The sequence below is a fragment of the Thioalbus denitrificans genome (genome assembly GCF_003337735.1).
Classification (GTDB): Bacteria; Pseudomonadota; Gammaproteobacteria; order DSM-26407; family DSM-26407; genus Thioalbus; species Thioalbus denitrificans.
Genome location: NZ_QPJY01000001.1, coordinates 673933 through 692005 on the forward strand (window position 1 = coordinate 673933; position 18073 = coordinate 692005).

Sequence of the window (18073 nt, forward strand, 5' to 3'; positions counted from 1 at the left end):
GACGTGGTGGTGGGGCTTTCCCGCCCCGGCGTTCGTTCTCCAGGCGGGTTTCGATCGGCCCCGCTACTCCTGGACCTTGCCGTAGAGGCGGGCGTAGAGGCCGTCGGCGCGGATGAGCTCGTCGTGGTGGCCCTCCTCGATGATGTGTCCGGCGTCGAAGACATAGACCCGGTCGGCCTGCCTCACCGCGCTCAGGCGGTGGGCGATGATGAGGGTGGTGCGCCCGGCCAGGTACTCCCGCAGGGCCGCATGCAGACGCGTTTCGGTCTCGGTGTCGAGCGCCGAGGTGGCCTCGTCCAGGATCACCACCTTCGGATCGGTGAGCACCATCCGCGCCACCGCCAGGCGCTGGCGCTGGCCGCCGGAGAGGCGCACGCCCTGGCGCCCCACCTGGGTGTCGAGCCCGGCCGGCAGCCGCTCCACGAGCGCCCTGAGCTGCGCCACCTCCAGCGCCCGCCACAGGGCGGCGTCGGACGCCTCGCGCCCGAGGGTGAGGTTCATGCGCACCGTGTCGTTGAAGATGGCCGGGTGCTGCAGGACCGTGGCCACGTTCTCGCGCACCACCTCCAGCCCGATCTCGGTCACCGGCACGCCGTCGAAGCAGACCCGCCCGGCGGTGGGGGTGTAGAGCCCCAGCAGCACCTGCACCAGGGTGGTCTTGCCGCCACCGCTGGCGCCCACCAGCGCCACCTTCTCGCCCGGGGCGATGGCGAGCGTGACGCCGTCCAGCACCGGCGGGCCGTCGCCGTAGGCGAAGCTGACGTTCTCCAGCCGCACCGCGGTGGTGAGCTTGCCGCTGAAGGGGTCGCGCAGGTGGGGATAGTGGGGCTCCTCGTGGAGGTCGAACAGGCGGTTGATGCGCCCCAGGGCCCCGGAAGCGGCGCTGTGGGCGTACTGGATGCCGAGCACCTCCTGCACCGGCCCCATCATGAACCAGAGGTAGCCGAACACCGCCATCATCTCGCCCACGCTGAGGCCCGAGAACAGCACCATCAGCATCGACAGCGCCCGGAACACGTCGAAGCCGAACAGGAACACCACGAAGGAGAGGCGGGTCGCCGCCTCGCTCTTCCAGGTGTAGGCCGCCGCGCGGTCGCGGATGGCGCGGGCGCGGCGGTCCACCAGCCCCAGGTAGTAGCGCTCCCGGTTGGCCGCGCGCACCTGCTGGATGGCGTCGAGGGTCTCGGTGAGGCACTCCTGGAACAGCTCGAAGGCGCTGTTCTCGCGCTTCTTGAGCTGCTTCACCCGCCGGCCCATGAGGGTGGTCAGGTAGATCACCAGCGGGTTCAGGAACAGGATGAACAGCGCCAGCTGCCAGTGCATCCACAGCAGGATGGCGGCGGTGCCGGTCAGGGTCAGGACCGCCACCAGGAACTTGCTCAGGCCGGTGCCGAGAAACTGGTCGATGGCCTCCACGTCGGTGACGAAGTGGGAGGCGACGGTGCCGCTGCCGAGGATCTCGTACTCCGCCATGGAGACCCGCTGGAGTCGGCCGAGCAGGTCGCGGCGGATGCGGTAGGTGATGTCCTTGGCCATCACCGCGAACTGGCGCATCTGCCACACGCCCAGCCCCAGGGCGGCGACGCGCAGGACCAGCGTGAGGGCGAGGACGGCGCCGATATAGAGCAGCGGTCCGTGCCAGGCGGCGGGAAAGAGACGGTCCATGAACGCCACCGCCGCCCCCGGTTTTCCCAGCAGGACCTCGTCCACCAGCAGCGGCATCAGCAGCGGGATGGGAACGCTCGCCAGGGTGCCGAGAACGGCGATGAGGTTGGCCAGTATCAGCTCGCGCCGGTGGGACAGCACCAGCTCGCGGATCCGCGCCCACGAATAGGGCGTTCCCTCCGTCGCGGCCGGTACGGGCGGCGGGGCGGGGAAGGGGCGGATGTCGGCGCGGGTGGTCTCCAAGGTTTCGTTCCGGCTGCGGTGGGCGTGTGGGCCCATTCTACCCCCGTCGGTTCCCCGTTGCCGTCCTGGCGGCTTCACGCCCGCGCCCGGCCGGCGGCGGCCGGGGCTTGGCAGCGGCGGCGGGATGTGTCAGCGTGGGCGGAAGAGGAACGGGAGCGCCGATGAACCGGAAACAGACCAGAACCAGCCCGCTGGTGCCGGCCGGGGAGATGACCGCGGAGAACAAGTGCGGCTTCTGCCACGGCAGCAAGTGCTGCACCTACATCACCCAGCACATGGAGACGCCGCGCTCGAAGAAGGACTTCGAGTTCCTGCTCTGGCAGATCTCCCACCGGGGCGTGCAGGCCTACAAGGACGAGGACGGCTGGTACCTGCTCATCAACACCCCCTGCACCCACCTGGAGCCGGACGGGCGCTGCGGCATCTACGCCAGCCGTCCGCAGATCTGCCGCGACTACTCCAACGATTTCTGCGAGTACGACGCGCCGGCGGAGGAGGGGTTCGAGCTCTTCTTCGACGGCTACGAGGCGCTGCTCGCCTACTGCCGCAAACGCTTCAGGCGCTGGGGGGCATGATGTCGCGGAAGCTGGTGATGGCGTCGAACTCGGTGATCTCCCGCAGGGGCTGGCGCGAGTCCGGGCGCCGCACCGCCAGCAGCTGGCCGATGCCGTAGCGGCGCGCCGAGCGCAGTACCGCCAGGCTGTCGTCCACCAGTATCGTGCTCCCGGGTTCGAAGGGCTCCACCGTCTGCAGGTGGGGCCAGAAGTCGGGATTCTCCTTCGGCACGCCGAAATCGTGGGCGCAGACGATGCGATCGAAATCCTCCCCCAGGCGGGTGCGCTCCATCTTCAGGGTCAGGCTCTTGGTATGGGCGTTGGTCACCAGCACCGTCCGGCGTCCACCGGCGCGCACCGCGCGCAGGAAGCTCTCCACGTGGGGGTGGACCTGGATCAGGTGCTCCACCTCCTGCTTCAGCACCGCCACGTCCATGCCCAGCTCCCGGGTCCAGTAGTCCAGGCAGTACCAGTCCATGGTGCCCTCCACCTGGCGGTAGCGGGCCAGCAGCGTCTCCCGCGCCTCCTCCAGGGAGAGGCCGGTGTGCTCGGCGTAGCGCCGGGGCATGTGCTCGAGGAAGAAGTGGTTGTCGAAGTGCAGGTCGAGCAGCGTGCCGTCCATGTCCAGGAGCACGGTGCGGATGGGGTTCCAGTCGATCATGGCGGCTACGGTAACCCGCCCGTGGCGACCGGGCAAGGGTGGTAAAAGGTTTCTGAATAGACAGGATTTACAGGATTGAGACAGGTAAGAGGCCAGCCTTGGGAACGGGTGTGCCGATGCCCGAATCTTCAGCACACCCTTTGAGCAGGCCCACCAATTAATCCCGTCAATCCTGTGAATCCTGTCCATTTCAATATCTTTACCCACCGCGGGCCGGGTCGCGCGCGGCGGTATCCTCCGCCGCCCCGGCCGGGGTAAGATCGCCGCCTCTGGTTGTCACACGAGAGCGGTCCGGGGCGACCGGCCGCCAGCGAGGAGCGGATGCGCGACAAGCCGCAGATACTCGGATCCCGCATCGTGGCCCGCAGCCGGCTGTTCCAGGTCGAGGAGCTCGACCTCCGTTTCGCCAACGGGACGGAGGTGAGCTACGAGCGGCTCCGGGGCGCCGGCCGGGGTTCGGTGCTGGTGGTACCCATGCTGGATGCGGACAATCTCCTGCTGGTGCGGGAGTACGCCGCCGGCGTGCACCGCTACGAGCTGGGCTTCCCCAAGGGGCTGGTGGAGCCGGGCGAGTCCCCGCTCGAAGCCGCCAACCGCGAAATGATGGAGGAGGTGGGCTACGGTTCCCGGGCCCTGGAGTACCTCACTTCGTTCACCGTTGCACCGGGTTACCTCGAATTCAGCACCGACGTGGTGCTGGCCCGGGAGCTGTATGAGCAGCGCTGCCCGGGCGACGAGCCCGAGACCATCGAGGTGGTGCCCTGGCGCCTCAGCCAGGCCGCCGAGCTGCTCATGCGCGAGGATTTCACCGAGGCCCGCAGCATCGCGGCCCTCCTGCTGGTCAAGGAGAAACTCAATCATGGCGGCTGAAGACCGCACCTCCCCCGACAACTGTGCCGAGCTGCTCGATTCCGTGGTCTCGCTCGCCCGTGACGCGGGGGCCCGCATCCTCGCCGTCTACAACCGCGGCGGGGAGCTCGACGTGCAGCAGAAGGACGACCGCTCCCCCCTCACCGAGGCGGACATGGCCGCCCATCACGCCATCGTGGCCGGTCTCGGCCTGCTGACGCCGGAGCTGCCCGTGCTCTCCGAGGAGTCCGCCGCGATCCCGTTCGCCGAGCGTGCGGCCTGGAGCCGCTACTGGCTGGTGGACCCGCTGGACGGCACCAAGGAGTTCATCAAGCGCAACGGGGAGTTCACCGTGAATATCGCCCTGATCGACGGCCACCGGTCGGTTCTCGGGGTGGTCTACACGCCGGTCAGCGGCCTGACCTACTACGCCTGCCGTGGCCAGGGCGCGTTCAAGATCGAGGGCGGCGGCGAACCGGTGCCCATCCATGCCCGGCCCCGCCGCGGCGGGACGCCGGTGGTGGTCGGCAGCCGTTCCCATCCCAGCGAGGCGTTCCAGCACTTCCTGCGGGCCATCGGCGAGCACGAGGTGATCTCCATGGGCAGCTCGCTCAAGTCCTGCCTCGTGGCCGAGGGCAGGGCCGATATCTATCCGCGGCTGGGGCTGACCTCCGAGTGGGACACCGCCGCGGCCCAGTGCGTGGTGGAGGAGGCCGGCGGCGCCCTGGTGGACACCGGGATGCGGCCGTTGCGCTACAACACCAAGGAGTCCCTGCTGAACCCCCACTTCCTGGTGGTGGGCGACCCGGACTATCCCTGGCGGAAGTTTCTCCCGGCGGCCTGATCCGGCAGCGTGGAACATCGCCACCGTCCCGGGGTCAGAGCAGGAGTGGCGCCTGTGGCGCCGCCGCCATGACCGACACAACGGAGGATTTGCGATGTACGGATTCTATGTGACGCTCCCGGGCCCCCTGGAGGCCGTGCAGGGCCGCGTGGTGGAGGCGCTCAAGGAGGAGGGTTTCGGGGTGCTCACCGAGATCGATGTCCAGGCCACCCTGAAGGCCAAGCTCGGCGTCGAGCGCCGCCCCTACCGGATTCTCGGCGCCTGCAACCCGGCACTGGCCAACCGGGCGCTGGAGGCGGATCCCGACATCGGCCTGCTGCTGCCCTGCAACGTGGTGGTCCAGGAACAGGAGGACGGCCAGGTAAGGGTCGGCTTCATGGACCCGGCGGCGGTGCTCAACCTGGTGGAGCAGCCGGGCGTGGACGAGCTGGCCGGCGAAGTGCGCGGCCGACTGGAGCGGGTCCGCGACCGGCTCGGCGCCTGATCCCGGCGGCCATACAAACGACAACGATGGAGGAGGGTGGCGGATGAACGGCAGAAAGACACTGGCGGGGCTGCTGACAGCCCTGCTGCTGGGCGGGCCGGGCCTTGCGGCCGCGGCCGATGTGCTGGTCTACAAGAGCCCCACCTGCGGCTGCTGCGGCGCCTGGGTGGAGCACATGCGCGCCAACGGCTTCAACGTGGTCACCCGCAACGTGGAGGACCTCGCGCCCCTGAAGCAGCGCCTCGGCGTGAGTCCCCAGGTGGCCAGCTGCCATACCGCGGTGGTGGACGGCTACGTGGTGGAGGGGCACGTTCCCGCCGACGTGGTGGAGAAGCTTCTCAGCGAGCGCCCCGCCGTGACCGGCATCGCGGCCCCCGGCATGCCCGTCGGCTCCCCGGGCATGGAAGTCCCCGGCCAGCCGGCCCGGCCCTACACCGTGGTCAGCTTCGACGACCAGGGCCGCGTGCGGGAATACGCCCGCCGCTGAGCCCTGCTGGTCGCAGTATGGATGTTCACCACGAAGGCACGAAGGACACGAAGAAAAAGCTAAAGGCAATCTACCGCAGATTACGTTGATTTACGTTTAAATCAATATTTGGTGACGTCACCGGGGGAGCCGGGCTGACGTGATTCGGCCGGCTTCTGGCAAGCCCGATCGGACACGCTGCGCGCCCCAGTCGCGTACACATCCGGATAACACACAAAAAATCTGCGTAAATCAACGTAATCTGCGGTAAAAAAATCTTTTCTTCGTGTCCTTCGTGCCTTCGTGGTGAAAGCTTTTCCACCGGCCGGCAGCGACGCCTGCCCTCAGGCGGCGGGGCGGGGGAGGGTGAGGCGCGCCTCGAGGCCGCCGCCGGGGCGGTTGCGGAGGGTGAGTTCGCCGCCGTGGGCGCGGGCGATGTTGCGGGCGATGCCCAGGCCGAGGCCGCTGCCGCCGGTGCTGCGGCTGCGCGAGCCCTCCAGGCGGTAGAAGGGGTCGAAGACCCGTTCCAGCTCCGCCTCCGGGATGCCGGGTCCACGGTCCAGCACGCGGATGGAGAGCTCCGGTCCCGCCTCCTCCAGCTCCACCTCCACCGCGTCGCCGTACTTGCGGCCGTTCTCCAGCAGGTTGCCCAGGCAGCGTTTGAGCGCCAGCGGTCGTCCCGGGTAGGGGGCGGCGGCGCTGCCGCGCACCGCCACCGTGGCGCCGGCCGCCTCGGCGTCCGCCTGCAGGGTCTCCACCAGGGCATTGATGTCCACCGGCCGGGTCGCCTCGGCGGTGTCGGTGCCGCGCATGAAATCGAGCGTGTCGCGGACCATGGCCTCCATCTCGTCCAGGTCGCCGCGGTACTTCTCCTGCAGCGCCTCGTCGGCGAGCAGCTCGGTGCGCAGGCGCAGGCGGGTGATGGGGGTCTTGAGATCGTGGGAGACGGCGGCCAGGACCCGGGACCGGTCGCCGATGAAGCGCACCAGCCGCTGCTGCATGCGGTTGAAGGCACGGGCGGCCCGGGCCACCTCGGCGGGACCGTCCTCGGGCAGCGGCTGGCGCTGCATGTCCCGCCCCAGCTCGTCGGCGGCCGTGGCCAGGGTGGTCAGCGGGCGGGTCAGCCAGCGTACTGCCAGCAGCGCCGTGAGGACAGTGGCGCCCAGCAGGATGGCCAGGCTCGCCAGCAGCTTCCATGGCCAGGTGAAGATCTCCTCGGGCAGACGGTGATCGAAGGTCACCCAGGTGCCGTCGCCCAGCTGCACCTGGGCCAGGAAGGCGGCCCGCCCCGGCGGCGCCAGCCCCGCGGCGGTCATGTGCCGGTACATCATCCCCCCCATTCCCCGGCCGGGGCCCCAGCCCGGGCGGCCGGGCGGGAGGGCGGCCAGGGCGGGCTCGCCCACGGCGACCCGCAGCGGGCGCCCCTCCAGCAGGCGGCCCAGCACGCCCGAGAGAAACACGCCGCGGCTGTCGCCGGCCTCCGCGCCCGCCGGGGGCCAGGCGACCGGTGCCAGGGTCAGGCGCAGGGGCGCAACATCCAGGGCCTGCACCGCGCGCCGGCGCTCATCCGGGCCCATGGGATCGAGCAGCCGGACGATGCCGGCGATGCGCTGGGCCGAGGCCAGGCCGGTGGCCTGGTAGAGCACCGTGCCCCGGTCGGCGAGCAGCACCGCGGCGCTGAGCAGCTGGGCGAGCAGCAGCACGCCCGCGATGAGCAGGATCAGGCGGCCGGACAGGGAGCGGGGCAGCAGCGGGGTCATCTCAGTGCTCCGGGTGGACCTCGGCGGCGAGGATATAGCCCTCGCCGCGCACGGTCTTGATCAGCTCCGGCTCCCTGGCGTCCTCGCCCAGGCGCCGCCGCAGCCGGCTGACCTGCACATCGATGCTGCGGTCGAAGGGGTCCCAGTCCCGGCCCTGGCAGAGGTCCAGGATCTGGTCGCGGCTGAGCACCCGCCGGGGGTGCTCGAGGAACACCGTCAGCAGCCGGTACTCGCCGCCGCTGAGCGGCACCACCACGCCCGCCGGGGAGACCAGCTGGCGGCCGGTCACATCCAGGGTCCAGTCGGCGAAGCGCACCCGGCGGGTGTCGGCGGGGAAGCCTTCCATCCGGGCGGCGCGCGCCCGGCGCAGGACGCCCTTGATGCGTGCCAGCAACTCGCGTGGATTGAAGGGCTTCGGCAGGTAGTCGTCGGCCCCCATCTCCAGGCCGATGATGCGATCCATGTCCTCGCCGCGGGCGGTGAGCATGATGATGGGCACCTCGGAGCGGGCCCGCAGGTTGCGGCACAGCACCAGCCCGTCGTCACCCGGCAGCATGATGTCCAGGATCACCAGGTCCACCCGGCTCTGCTCCAGCAGCGGCCACATGGCGCGGCCGTCGGCGGCGGTCGCCACGCGGTAACCGTTGCGGCCCAGGTAGTCCGCCAGCAGGCTGCGGATCTCCGGGTCGTCGTCCACCACCAGGATCTGTTCGCTGCGTTCCATGGGTGCATTGAAACCCGTTCACGGCCGTTTGCAAAGGTGCATCGGGTAACGGCGCGTAACGGGAGCGGCTCCGGTTACATTGGGTTACAAAAAGCCGGGTCCGGGACATCCGCGGGTTACACGCAAGTGGTCTCCTGTACTCAGTGGAAGGCGGAGTGCCTTCGACAACCACGAGGAGAGCCACCATGAAACGCACCACCAAGTACGCCGCCGTCGCCGCGGCACTGGGCATCGGCCTCGCGGCCGCCACCGCCCTCCAGGCCCAGGGACCGGGTTATGGCTATGGACCCTGCGGCGCCGGCCAGGCCTGGGGCCAGGGCACCGGCCAGCAGGCGCCGGCCGGACCCGGTTATGGACCGTGCTGGAACCAGCAGGGCATGGGGCCCGGCATGATGGGTCCCGGCTACGGCCGCGGCCCGGGCATGATGGGTCCCGGCTACGGGGGACGCGGCATGCGCGGCCCCGGCATGATGGGTCCCGGCTATGGCCGCGGCATGACCGGCTCCCGCGGCGGGATGGGCGCCATGGGCCTCACGCCCGACCAGGCCCAGGCGCGGCTCGACTACGTGAAGTCGCAGCTGCAGATCGGTCCGGAGCAGGAGGCGGCGTGGGAGCGCTATGCCGCCGTGGTCAGGGAGCAGGCCGCCGAGCAGCAGTCGTTCTTCGAGAACCGCATCCAGCGCATGCAGGCCGCCCGGGCCATGCCCCTGGAGGAGCGCATCAAGTTCCGCGACCAGATGATGCGCAGCCGCTTCGAGTCCCGCGACAAGACCGACAAGGCGGCCCTCGATCTCTACGGCGACCTGACCCCGGCGCAGCGGCAGACCGCCGACTGGCTGCTGGGCGGCCGCTGGTGAGCACTGCTCCGGAACCCTTGCCGGCGGGCCGAGTCCAATGAACATGTTGTCCGGACCGGCAGCATGCCGGTCCGGAACGGCCCGGATGGAGAAGGGATCCGCCCACGGTGGTGGCCGCGCCGGTCCCCGCAGCCGTCGATCGGTGCCGGAAGGGAGCCGTCTCTTACCGAGTCCTTTCACCGCACACCGCACCGGCTCGCAGCTCTGTCTCTCGATGCGCCGGCCGCGTCTTTGAGTCAACCCCCCGCGCCCTTCCGTTGCCGGCCATCACCGCTATCCGTAGCTCGGGTCGGGCGCGGGTGAGTCCGGCATGATGTCTGCACGCCGGCCTGATGGCGGGTTCGGACCGTTCTTCGGTCACGGCCTGTTTGGATTGCCGTTCTGGATTCTGGTCGTTGCATTGGCCATTCTGGTGGAGAAGGCATTGGCCGCCGGTGGTGGTCGATAACCGTTGGGCGCGCACCGCGGGTGTCCGCCTGGGGATTCTGATGAGGGAGGTTTCCCGATGTTGAGAAAGAATCTGCTTGCAACGCTGCTGTGCGCCGGCTTCATGGCCCCGGTGGCGTCGGTTCTGGCCGCAGAGGCTTCCGCACCGGCTCAGGCGGCGGGTGAGCCGCCGGTCACCGCCGGGGTGATGGGACCCGGAATGATGGGGCCTGGAATGATGGGGCCGGGCATGACGGGACCCGGTGCGATGACGCCCGGAGCGGCGGGTGCTGCAGGGGACGCCGCGGCCGATGCAGGCCAGACGCCATCCGCCCCCCTGGCCGGCGCTGGGAATGCCCTGCCCTGTATGTCGGGTCCCGGGGCCATGGGCCCGGGCATGCAGCGGGGCATGATGGGGCCATGCATGCAGCGGGGCATGGCGGGGCCGGGGATGCAGCAGGGCATGATGGGCCCGGGCATGCAGCGGGGCATGGCGGGGCCGGGCATGCAGCGGGGCATGATGGGCCCGGGCATGCAGCGGGGCATGATGGGCCCGGGCATGCAGCAGGGCATGATGGGCCCGGGCATGCAGCGGGGCATGATGGGGCCGGGCATGCAGCGGGGCATGATGGGGCCCGGGATGGGTTCCTCCGCCCTCGGGAGCGATGCGCGGGTGGTGGAGCTGCTGGAGCGCATCGATGCCCGCCTGGCCCGTATCGAGGCGGCGCTCGGCGGTTTGGGCGGCCAGTTGGGCGGACCGATGCCGCGGCCGTGAGCGGCGCCGTGGAGCAGGCCGGACCGCTCGTGGTGGAGCGCCGGCTGCGGCTCGGGGGCACGGCCGGCCCCGAGGCCGCGGCGGTGGCCGGGGAACTGGAGGGCGTCGTCGAGGCCCGCACCGGGAACGGCGGCCTGCGCATCCGCTACGATCGCGCCCGCTGCGACTTCGGGGCGCTGGTGACGGCGCTGCGGGCGGCGGGCTGCGCGGCCGAACCGGGCTGGTCCGGCCGCTGGCGCACCGCCTGGTTCCGCTACCTGGACCGCAATCTCCGTGACAGCGCGCAGGGTGGCGGGGGAGCGTGCTGCAGCGATCCCAGGGAGATCTACGCCAGCCGGCGCAAACGGTAAAACCTTGTCACGGAACGCCGCAGCGGGTGCGGCTTCCGTTATCCTCCCGGTGTGCTGCTTCACTCCTGGAGGTGCTTTCAGAGCCCCCCGAAAGCGCCAGGACAAGGCGCAGTACACTAGCTGTCGACACCCCGGGCAACGCACCCGGGGCGCGGATGGAGGAGCGCGAGATGACGTCCAGATGGATGCTGCTGTGCCTGCTCGCGGTGAGCCTGCCCGCAGCGGCCCAGGAGGAGTTCCCCGCCCGGTTCCCCGCCGAGCAGTGGTGGGACGACGGCTGGTGGGAGACGGGCCGGCTGGAAGTCCCGGAGAACCATGCCGTGACCACCCGCTGGAGCGCCTATGCCAGCGGCGAGGTGGAGGTGCCCGTCCTCATCGCCAGGCCGGAAGGCGGGGACCGCTATCCCGCCGTGCTGTTCGTGCACGGCCGCCGCGGCCTGGACGACCTGGTGCAGCGGCACGTGCGGCGCCTGGCCGCACGGGGATTCGTGGTGGCGGCCCCGGACGTCTTCTCCGGCCGCTTCATCGAGAAGCTGCCCATCGAGCACGACTACGCCCTGGAAGGGGACGTGGAGGCGGGGCTCGACTTCCTGCTCGCACTGCCCGATGCCGGCACGCGCAAGGCCTGCCTCTACTCCCATACCCGGGGCGGCTACATGAGCCTGAAGGTGGCGGTGAGCCGCGATCGCCAGCACCGCGACGTGGCCTGCTACGTCTCCTACTACCCCCACCTGCAGGATCCCAACGCGCCGGAGCCCATGCAGGTCTACCGTTACGCGCCGGAGGCGGATGCGCTGGAGATCCCGGCGCTCATCTTCATCGGCGAGAACGAGCAGTACCAGCGCCGGCGCAGCATCGAGACGGCGGTCCGCGCACTGCAGGACAAGGGCCGGCCGGTGCAGCTGTTCATCTACCCCGGGGTGGGACGGGGTTTCGACTTCCGTCCCCCGGCGGTCCGGACCTTCGCCGACGACCTGGCGGCGAAGGACGCGGTGCAGCGGGCCGCCCGCTTCATCCGCCTTCAGCTGCGGGAGTGAGGCCCGAAAACATCCGCGCGCCCGTCACCCGGAACGGGGGGCGATGATTGTGGCGCGTGGCGCCATGCCCTATCCTCGGCGGAGTTTCCACCAGCCGAGGAGGGGTTCTTCATGCGGACCGAGGCCGCCGGCCGTCGCACCCGCGCACCGGCTCCCCAGTCGCCCCGCTGGCTCTTTCCCCCAGGCTACCGGGGGTTCGCGGGCCGGCGCTGGGTGGCCATCACCCTGCGCTCGCTCCACCTGCTGGGCGTGGCGGGCCTGGGCGGGCTGTTCCTCTACGCCGCGCCGCGGGAGGCATGGCTGCCCTACCTCTGGCTCACCGTGGCCAGCGGCGGGGCGCTGGCGCTGCTGGAGGTCTGGTCCCACGGCGTATGGCTCATCCAGCTGCGTGGGGTGGCGGTACTGGTGAAGCTCGCTCTGCTGGCCCTCGCTCCCTGGCTGGCGCCGGCCGCCGCCCCCTGGCTGCTGGCCGCGGTGATCGGCATCTCCGGGGTCTTCTCCCACGCCCCGGCCACGGTGCGCTACTACTCCCCCTTCCTCGGCCGCCGGGTCGAAGTGCCGGAGTGATCCATTGGGGGTTCGTCCGCAGGACCTGTGGGTAGATGTTTCATTTCGGCGCGGCGCGCATGAGGTACGGGATCACCCGCATCGTCAATCGGCTGGAAGAGAATCGCGGCTCCCTTGGCGTTCTTGGCGTCTTGGCGAGAGGAAAGCCCTTTTCCTGTGCCCCCTGTGGCTCACTGGCGGCTGGAGGGCGCCGGCTCCAGGGTGAAGACCTCGCCCAGGGCCTGGCGGATCTCGGCCAGGGTGAGGTGCCGGGCGTTGCCCACCGGGTCCTGCAGATGGCCGCAGGTGAGGCGCAGCACATCGGGTTGCAGCGCCGAACCGAGATGGAAACGGGTGGCGTAGGTGACGTGGCTGGGCTGGCCGTCCTCGCTCCAGTCCAGGGCGGCCAGCCGCACCGGCGCCGGCATGCCGAGCACCAGGTCGATGCGCCGCTCCACCCGGGTGACGGTGAAGGTGTCCGGGACCACCTCCAGGGGACGCGCCACCCGCAGCCGGTGCTCGAACTTGCACCAGGGCTCGAACTGGTTCACCCCGCCGTGGGGCAGGACCTCGCCCGCCTGCAGCCAGACGCTCACCCCGTTCGGCGGGATGGTGAGGGTCCGGTGCAGGATCAGCCGCGAGCCGGTGGGCGGGACATACCAGGGCGAGGCGGGGTCGCGGACCGCCAGCGGCTGGCAGGCGGCCAGCGCCAGGGCTGCGGCCAGGACGAACATGCGCCGGATCATGGTCAACCTCCTTGCGGTCGCGCTTTGCCGCGGGTGCAGGCGGCAAGGGACCGAATAACCGCAGATTACGCTGATTTGCGCGGATTTTTCACCGGTTCGGCAATGGGATCTATCCCCTGGTGCTCGCTCCCGGGTCCCCATGGGTTTCGACCGGTTGCGCAATCACCAGTATGGTCGGACGCGGCCCCCGTCGCGACATGGGCGGCGACAATCAGTCTGACCTGCCGCCCATCGAATCCCGTCCCGTTGCACACATCCACCACGGGGGCGGTTTCGGGTATGGTATGGCTCTTTGACAGCTGACTGGGGAAGATGCTCCATGACCATCCATCTGCAACTGATGCCGGTGCTCGCACTGGCGGCCGGCATCGCCATCCTGGTGGTGCCGCGGCTGCTGAACTACATCGTGGCCGCCTATCTCATCGCCATCGGGGTGATTGGACTGATCCGCTGAGGCGCCGAGCGGTGAACGCCCCGCTGCTTTACTTCGCCTACGGCTCCAACCTCCACCCGCTGCGGCTGCAGCGCCGGACGCCTTCGGCCCGCCTGGCGGGGCTGGCGGTGCTGGAGGGACACCTGCTGCGCTTCCACAAGCGCAGCGATCGGGACGGATCGGCCAAGTGCGACGCCTGGCGCACCGGCCGGGCGGGGGACCGCGTGCTGGGGGCGATCTACCACCTGCATCCCGGCGAGGTGGAAACGCTCGACCGCTTCGAGGGCGTGGGCAGCGGCTACCTGCGGGAGGTGGTGGAGGTGCTGGTGGACGGCGCGCCCCGGCGCGCCTTCACCTACCGGGCCCAGGCCAGCCATATCGATGCCTCGGTGCGGCCCTACGACTGGTACCGCGAGTACGTCCTGCGCGGGGCGCGCTACCATGGCCTGCCGTCCGCCTACCTGCGCCGCATCGAGTCGGTGGCTGCAATCCCCGATCCGGATCCCGAGCGGGGCCCGCGGGAACTGGCCCTGGCCCTGGACCTGGAGACTTTCCACCCATGAACGTGGTTTTCTTCGCCATCGTGCTGACGGCGTTCCTGGCCGCCGGCTGGAGCCAGCTGGCCTGGGATCCGGCCGGCGGCGGCACGGCGCCCATGGAGGCGCTGTCCACGGCGATGGTGGACAGCGCCGCCGGGGCGGTGGACCTGGCCATTGGCCTCGTCGGCGTGATGACCCTCTTCCTCGGGCTGATGAAGGTGGCGGAGGCGGGCGGCATGCTCACCTTCATCGCCCGCCTCATCCGGCCCCTGATGACCCGCCTGTTCCCGGACGTCCCGGCCGAGCATCCGGCCATGGGGGCGATGATCCTCAACCTCTCCGCCAACGCCCTCGGACTCGGCAACGCCGCCACGCCGTTCGGCATCCGCGCCATGCAGGAGCTCGACCGGCTCAACGACCGGCCCGGCGTGGCCACCGATTCCATGGTGCTGTTCCTGGCCATCAACACCTCCAGCGTCACCCTGCTGCCCACGGGGGTGATCGCCCTGCGCGCGGCGGCCGGATCCGCCGACCCGGCGGCGATTCTCCCCACTACGCTGTTCGCCACCCTCTGCTCCACCGCCGTGGCCATCATCGGCGCGCGGATCTACCGGCGCTTCTTCCCCCTGCCGCCGCTCACCGCCGCGCCGCCCCGGGAGGCGGGGCCGGAGGCCCCGGTGGCGGTCGGCGACGGGGCGGCCGAGCCCCTGCCGGAAGAGGCCGGCCAGGCCTATCCCGTGTGGATCTCGTACCTGGCCCTGGCGACGCTGGTGGCGCTGATTCCGGTGACGGTGGCCTATGGCGAGGTCATCTCGCCCTGGATCCTGCCGGGGCTGATGCTGGGCTTCCTGGCCTTCGGCGTGGCGCGTCGGGTGCGCATCTACGAGGTGTTCGTGGAGGGGGCGAAGGAGGGTTTCCAGGTGGCGGTGCGCATCATTCCCTACCTGGTGGCCATCCTGGTCGCGGTGGGCATGTTCCGCGCCAGCGGCGCCATGGATGCCCTGGTCTCGGCCATCGGCGGCGTGACCTCGGGGGTGGGCCTGCCGGCCGAGGCGCTGCCCATGGCCCTGCTGCGGCCCCTGTCCGGCTCCGGCGCCTACGGCATCATGGCCGCCATCATCAACGACCCGGCCATCGGCCCCGACAGCTACGTGGGCTACCTGGTCAGCACCCTGCAGGGCTCCACCGAGACCACCTTCTACGTGCTGGCGGTCTACTTCGGCGCGGTGCAGGTGCGACGCCTCCGCCACGGTCTGGCCACGGCCCTGACCGCCGACGTGGCGGGAATCGCCGGGGCGGTGGCCGCCTGCAGCTACCTCTTCGGCGGGGCGGGGTGATTCTTTGCCACGGAGGGCGCGGAGAGCACGGAGGTTGGGATTTCGTGCCCGGGAGCGATAAAGGCAACCGGGGCGCATGGCTGGGGCAGTCATCCTCCCGGTCGATCTGTCACTGTGTTCTCCGTGCCCTCTGTGGCGCGGTCTGTCCTGCCCTTCAGGTCCAGCTGGTGCGGCCGGTGGTGTGGATCTGGCGCACGTTGCTGGCGGCGAACCCGCCCTCGTCGCGATCGCTCTCCCGGAGGTAGAACTCGAAGATGTTCTCGCGGTTGAGGAGCTGATCGGGGCCGATGCCCTCGGCCAGCTCGTTGGCATGGCAGAAGACGCTCTCGTAGGGCGAGCCCGGCTCCCGGGTGTCGGTGATCCAGATGTTGGGATCGATGCGCTTCATGAAGCGCAGGAAGCCGTAGCCCTTGTCCGGAAACCACTTGATGCACACGCCGCGCACCACCGCGCCGGCCTGGCCCCAGTCGTTGCGCGGTTCGTAGCTGACCGGCAGCAGGTCGGGGACCAGGAAGCCGTTGTGGTAGGCGTCCACCCGGCGCTGCAGCTCCCGCGAGACGTTGCGGAAGGCCAGCAGCTCGACCCGGCAGCCGCGGTTCTGCAGGGCGCTGACCACCTGCAGGAAATCCCCGTCGCCGGTAACCAGCAGCACCGTGTCCAGGTTCTCCGCCTGGAGCATGGCGTCCACCGCCATGTCGAGATCGGCGTTGGCCTTGGTGGTGACGTTGCCGTCCTCGTCGGTGTAGCGGCGCACCTGCTTCTCGATCACCTTCCAGCCGTAGTCCCGCACCATCTGCTGGTAGGATCGGGCCTTGCGGGCATACTCCGGGTCGTGCTCGGCCCGTTCCGGATCGTAGGCGAGGTAGGTGTTGAGCCGCAGCAGGGCGCCGCCGTCGCGGGCGGCGAAACGCCGCAGCACGTCGTAGCGGAGCTGGTAGCCGCCGTTGATCTTGATGTTCTCGGCATCGACGAAGACGCCGACCTTGTGAAAACCGGACACGTGGTGGTTCCTTCTGGTTTTTCGATTTATGGAATGCGGATGCGTCAACCGACCGGTTGATATTATCCCCCCATGCCTGCACGGGGTCACCCGCAACCCCCGGCTGCGTCCCTTCCATGCATCCCTTGCGCCGCCGTGGAGCCTCGGGCAGCATTGTGCGCCAGATCCTCATCCGCGGAGTACAGCCATGTCAGCCATCACCTGGGAGCATCGCGTCAGCCCGGCGAAACTCGAGATCATGGGCGTCGAGGCGTGGCCCGTCTGGGAAAAGGAGGTGTCCACCTTCCCCTGGACCTACGATCGGCAGGAGACCTGTTACTTCCTGGCGGGCGAGGTGGTGGTGACACCGGAGGGCGGTGAGCCCGTGCGCCTCGGGCGCGGGGACGTGGCGGTATTTCCCGCGGGCATGAGCTGCACCTGGGAGATCCTGAAGCCCGTGCGCAAGCACTACCGGCTCGGCTGAGTACGCCGGATGCGCCCGCTCCTCAGCCTGCCGTCCCTCCTGCTGACCCTGGCGCTTCCCGCCGCCGCGGCGGAGTCGGTTGCGTTCGATGCCTGGCTGTCCGCGCTGCGCGCCGAGGCGGCCGGGCGGGGGATCTCCGCGCCGGTCCTGGATGCGGCGCTGGCGGATGTGGCGCCCATCCCGCGGGTGCTGGAGCTGGACCGCAAGCAGCCGGAGTTCACCCTCTCCTTCGCGGAGTACCTGGAGCGCGTGGTGCCGGACCGGCGGGTGCGCCAGGGGCAGCGGCTGCTGGCGCAGCACCGTGACCTGCTGGAGTCGGTGGCCGCCCGCTACCATGTCCAGCCGCGCTTCATTGTCGCGCTGTGGGGCATCGAGACCGACTTCGGGCGCCTGACCGGGGGGTTCCCGGTGGTGGGGGCCCTCGCCACGCTGGCCTGGGAGGGACGGCGCCGGGCGTTCTTCCGCGGCGAGCTGCTGGATGCCCTGCAGATCCTGGAGGAGGGGCACGTGACGCCGGCGGCCATGCAGGGCTCCTGGGCGGGCGCCATGGGACAGCCCCAGTTCATGCCCTCCAGCTTCCGGCGTTTCGCCGAGGATTTCGACGGTGACGGCCGACGCGACATCTGGGGTACCCGGGCCGACGTCTTCGCCTCCGCCGCCAACTACCTGGCCCGCAGCGGCTGGCGCGACGACCAGACCTGGGGCCGCGAGGTGCGCCTGCCGCGGGGCTTCGACCGCTCACTGCTCGGCCTGGAGACGGGGAAACGGCTGAGCGAGTGGCAGGCCCTGGGTGTGCGCCGGGCCGACGGCCGCGACCTGCCCACCCGTGACCTGCCCGCCTCCCTGGTCCGGCCCGGCGGCGACACCGGCCCGGTCTACGCCGTCTACGACAACTACCGCGTGCTGATGCGCTGGAACCGCTCCACCTACTTCGCCACCGCCGTGGGCGTGCTCTCCGACCGCATCGGCGGGCGCTGAGGCAGCTTGAAAAATCGGCGCCAAGGCGCCAAGAACGCCAAGGTATGGTTGCGTGAGTGCGTGAGTGCGTGAGTGCGTGAGTGCGTGAGTGCGTGAGTGCGTGAATGCGTGAATGCGTGAGTGCGTGAATGCGTGAATGCGTGAATGCGTGAATGCGTGATGCGGTTGCGCGGGCTCTCGATTTCCAGGGACGCTCTACACTGAACACTGAACACTGAACACTGAACACTGAACACTGAACACTGAACACTGAACACTGAACACTGAACACTGAACACTGAACACTGAACACCCATCACTCCAAACGCACTCACGCCTTGGCGGTGAATCCTCAAG

Annotated in this window: 22 protein-coding genes; 16 read left to right on the forward strand and 6 right to left on the reverse strand. The window is 69.9% G+C overall.

The window, feature by feature from the left end:
• Positions 1-63: 63 nt before the first annotated feature.
• Positions 64-1908 (reverse strand): ABC transporter ATP-binding protein, encoded by a 1845-nt coding sequence (locus tag DFQ59_RS03190; protein ID WP_245937156.1) that lies wholly within the window; start codon positions 1906-1908, stop codon positions 64-66.
• Positions 1909-2069: 161 nt separating this feature from the next.
• Between DFQ59_RS03190 and DFQ59_RS03195 the strand changes: the two genes are divergently transcribed.
• Positions 2070-2483, forward strand: coding sequence for a YkgJ family cysteine cluster protein (locus DFQ59_RS03195; protein WP_211314762.1), 414 nt, complete (start codon positions 2070-2072; stop codon positions 2481-2483).
• On the opposite strand, the gene yrfG is transcribed toward DFQ59_RS03195, so the two are convergent.
• Positions 2464-3123, reverse strand: a complete 660-nt coding sequence (yrfG, locus tag DFQ59_RS03200; protein WP_114278200.1) for a GMP/IMP nucleotidase — start codon at positions 3121-3123, stop codon at positions 2464-2466. The genes DFQ59_RS03195 and yrfG overlap by 20 nt on opposite strands.
• A gap of 321 nt (positions 3124-3444) precedes the next feature.
• Between yrfG and nudE the strand changes: the two genes are divergently transcribed.
• The 4 genes from nudE (at position 3445) to DFQ59_RS03220 (ending at position 5787) form a co-directional block, all read left to right on the forward strand.
• A complete protein-coding gene (nudE, locus tag DFQ59_RS03205) occupies positions 3445-3993 on the forward strand; it encodes an ADP compounds hydrolase NudE (RefSeq protein WP_114278201.1) in 549 nt (182 codons plus the stop codon).
• Positions 3983-4816: a 3'(2'),5'-bisphosphate nucleotidase CysQ gene (gene cysQ, locus DFQ59_RS03210; protein WP_114278202.1), complete on the forward strand. Its 834-nt coding sequence runs from the start codon at positions 3983-3985 to the stop codon at positions 4814-4816. The genes nudE and cysQ overlap by 11 nt, the downstream gene beginning before the upstream one ends.
• A gap of 94 nt (positions 4817-4910) precedes the next feature.
• Complete coding sequence (locus tag DFQ59_RS03215) at positions 4911-5300, forward strand: DUF302 domain-containing protein (RefSeq protein WP_114278203.1); 390 nt, start codon at positions 4911-4913, stop codon at positions 5298-5300.
• Positions 5301-5343: 43 nt separating this feature from the next.
• Positions 5344-5787, forward strand: coding sequence for a DUF411 domain-containing protein (locus tag DFQ59_RS03220; protein ID WP_114278204.1), 444 nt, complete (start codon positions 5344-5346; stop codon positions 5785-5787).
• A gap of 323 nt (positions 5788-6110) precedes the next feature.
• Here DFQ59_RS03220 and DFQ59_RS03225 read toward each other — a convergent pair whose 3' ends face one another.
• Together DFQ59_RS03225 and DFQ59_RS03230 are read right to left on the reverse strand one after the other, a co-directional pair.
• Positions 6111-7526, reverse strand: a complete 1416-nt coding sequence (locus DFQ59_RS03225; protein WP_211314763.1) for an ATP-binding protein — start codon at positions 7524-7526, stop codon at positions 6111-6113.
• A 1-nt stretch (position 7527) separates the two neighbouring features.
• A complete protein-coding gene (locus DFQ59_RS03230; RefSeq protein WP_114278205.1) occupies positions 7528-8250 on the reverse strand; it encodes a response regulator in 723 nt (240 codons plus the stop codon).
• A 185-nt stretch (positions 8251-8435) separates the two neighbouring features.
• Between DFQ59_RS03230 and DFQ59_RS19720 the strand changes: the two genes are divergently transcribed.
• The 6 genes from DFQ59_RS19720 to DFQ59_RS03255 all read left to right on the forward strand — a co-directional run bounded on the left by DFQ59_RS19720 (position 8436) and on the right by DFQ59_RS03255 (position 12262).
• Positions 8436-9107 carry a Spy/CpxP family protein refolding chaperone gene (locus DFQ59_RS19720; protein WP_170142008.1) on the forward strand — a complete coding sequence of 224 codons (672 nt, stop codon included), beginning with the start codon at positions 8436-8438 and terminating at the stop codon, positions 9105-9107.
• 310 nt (positions 9108-9417) lie between these two features.
• Complete coding sequence (locus DFQ59_RS19725; RefSeq protein ID WP_170142009.1) at positions 9418-9555, forward strand: hypothetical protein; 138 nt, start codon at positions 9418-9420, stop codon at positions 9553-9555.
• A gap of 345 nt (positions 9556-9900) precedes the next feature.
• Entirely contained in the window at positions 9901-10308 is a 408-nt protein-coding gene (locus tag DFQ59_RS19430; protein WP_147275158.1) for a hypothetical protein, read from the forward strand.
• Complete coding sequence (locus DFQ59_RS03245) at positions 10305-10658, forward strand: hypothetical protein (RefSeq protein ID WP_114278207.1); 354 nt, start codon at positions 10305-10307, stop codon at positions 10656-10658. The genes DFQ59_RS19430 and DFQ59_RS03245 overlap by 4 nt, the downstream gene beginning before the upstream one ends.
• Before the next feature lie 170 nt (positions 10659-10828).
• Positions 10829-11695 (forward strand): dienelactone hydrolase family protein, encoded by an 867-nt coding sequence (locus DFQ59_RS03250; RefSeq protein ID WP_114278208.1) that lies wholly within the window; start codon positions 10829-10831, stop codon positions 11693-11695.
• A gap of 111 nt (positions 11696-11806) precedes the next feature.
• Positions 11807-12262, forward strand: a complete 456-nt coding sequence (locus tag DFQ59_RS03255) for a hypothetical protein (RefSeq protein WP_245937157.1) — start codon at positions 11807-11809, stop codon at positions 12260-12262.
• Positions 12263-12432: 170 nt separating this feature from the next.
• Here DFQ59_RS03255 and DFQ59_RS03260 read toward each other — a convergent pair whose 3' ends face one another.
• On the reverse strand, positions 12433-12987 hold the full coding sequence (locus DFQ59_RS03260; RefSeq protein WP_114278209.1) for a hypothetical protein: 555 nt from the start codon (positions 12985-12987) through the stop codon (positions 12433-12435).
• Positions 12988-13306: 319 nt separating this feature from the next.
• Between DFQ59_RS03260 and DFQ59_RS19730 the strand changes: the two genes are divergently transcribed.
• From DFQ59_RS19730 to DFQ59_RS03270, 3 genes are read left to right on the forward strand one after another with little or no spacing between them, the layout of a single operon-like run.
• Complete coding sequence (locus DFQ59_RS19730) at positions 13307-13441, forward strand: DUF3096 domain-containing protein (RefSeq protein WP_170142010.1); 135 nt, start codon at positions 13307-13309, stop codon at positions 13439-13441.
• A gap of 11 nt (positions 13442-13452) precedes the next feature.
• Positions 13453-13983, forward strand: coding sequence for a gamma-glutamylcyclotransferase family protein (locus DFQ59_RS03265; protein WP_170142011.1), 531 nt, complete (start codon positions 13453-13455; stop codon positions 13981-13983).
• Positions 13980-15296: a nucleoside recognition domain-containing protein gene (locus DFQ59_RS03270; protein WP_114278211.1), complete on the forward strand. Its 1317-nt coding sequence runs from the start codon at positions 13980-13982 to the stop codon at positions 15294-15296. Before DFQ59_RS03265 ends, DFQ59_RS03270 begins: the two co-directional genes overlap by 4 nt.
• A 154-nt stretch (positions 15297-15450) precedes the next feature.
• Here DFQ59_RS03270 and DFQ59_RS03275 read toward each other — a convergent pair whose 3' ends face one another.
• Complete coding sequence (locus tag DFQ59_RS03275) at positions 15451-16296, reverse strand: LabA-like NYN domain-containing protein (protein WP_114278212.1); 846 nt, start codon at positions 16294-16296, stop codon at positions 15451-15453.
• A 187-nt stretch (positions 16297-16483) separates the two neighbouring features.
• Between DFQ59_RS03275 and DFQ59_RS03280 the strand changes: the two genes are divergently transcribed.
• Both DFQ59_RS03280 and DFQ59_RS03285 read left to right on the forward strand, forming a co-directional pair.
• Complete coding sequence (locus tag DFQ59_RS03280) at positions 16484-16759, forward strand: cupin domain-containing protein (protein ID WP_114278213.1); 276 nt, start codon at positions 16484-16486, stop codon at positions 16757-16759.
• A 9-nt stretch (positions 16760-16768) separates the two neighbouring features.
• Positions 16769-17737: a lytic murein transglycosylase gene (locus DFQ59_RS03285; protein WP_114278214.1), complete on the forward strand. Its 969-nt coding sequence runs from the start codon at positions 16769-16771 to the stop codon at positions 17735-17737.
• The last annotated feature ends 336 nt before the right edge of the window (positions 17738-18073 follow it).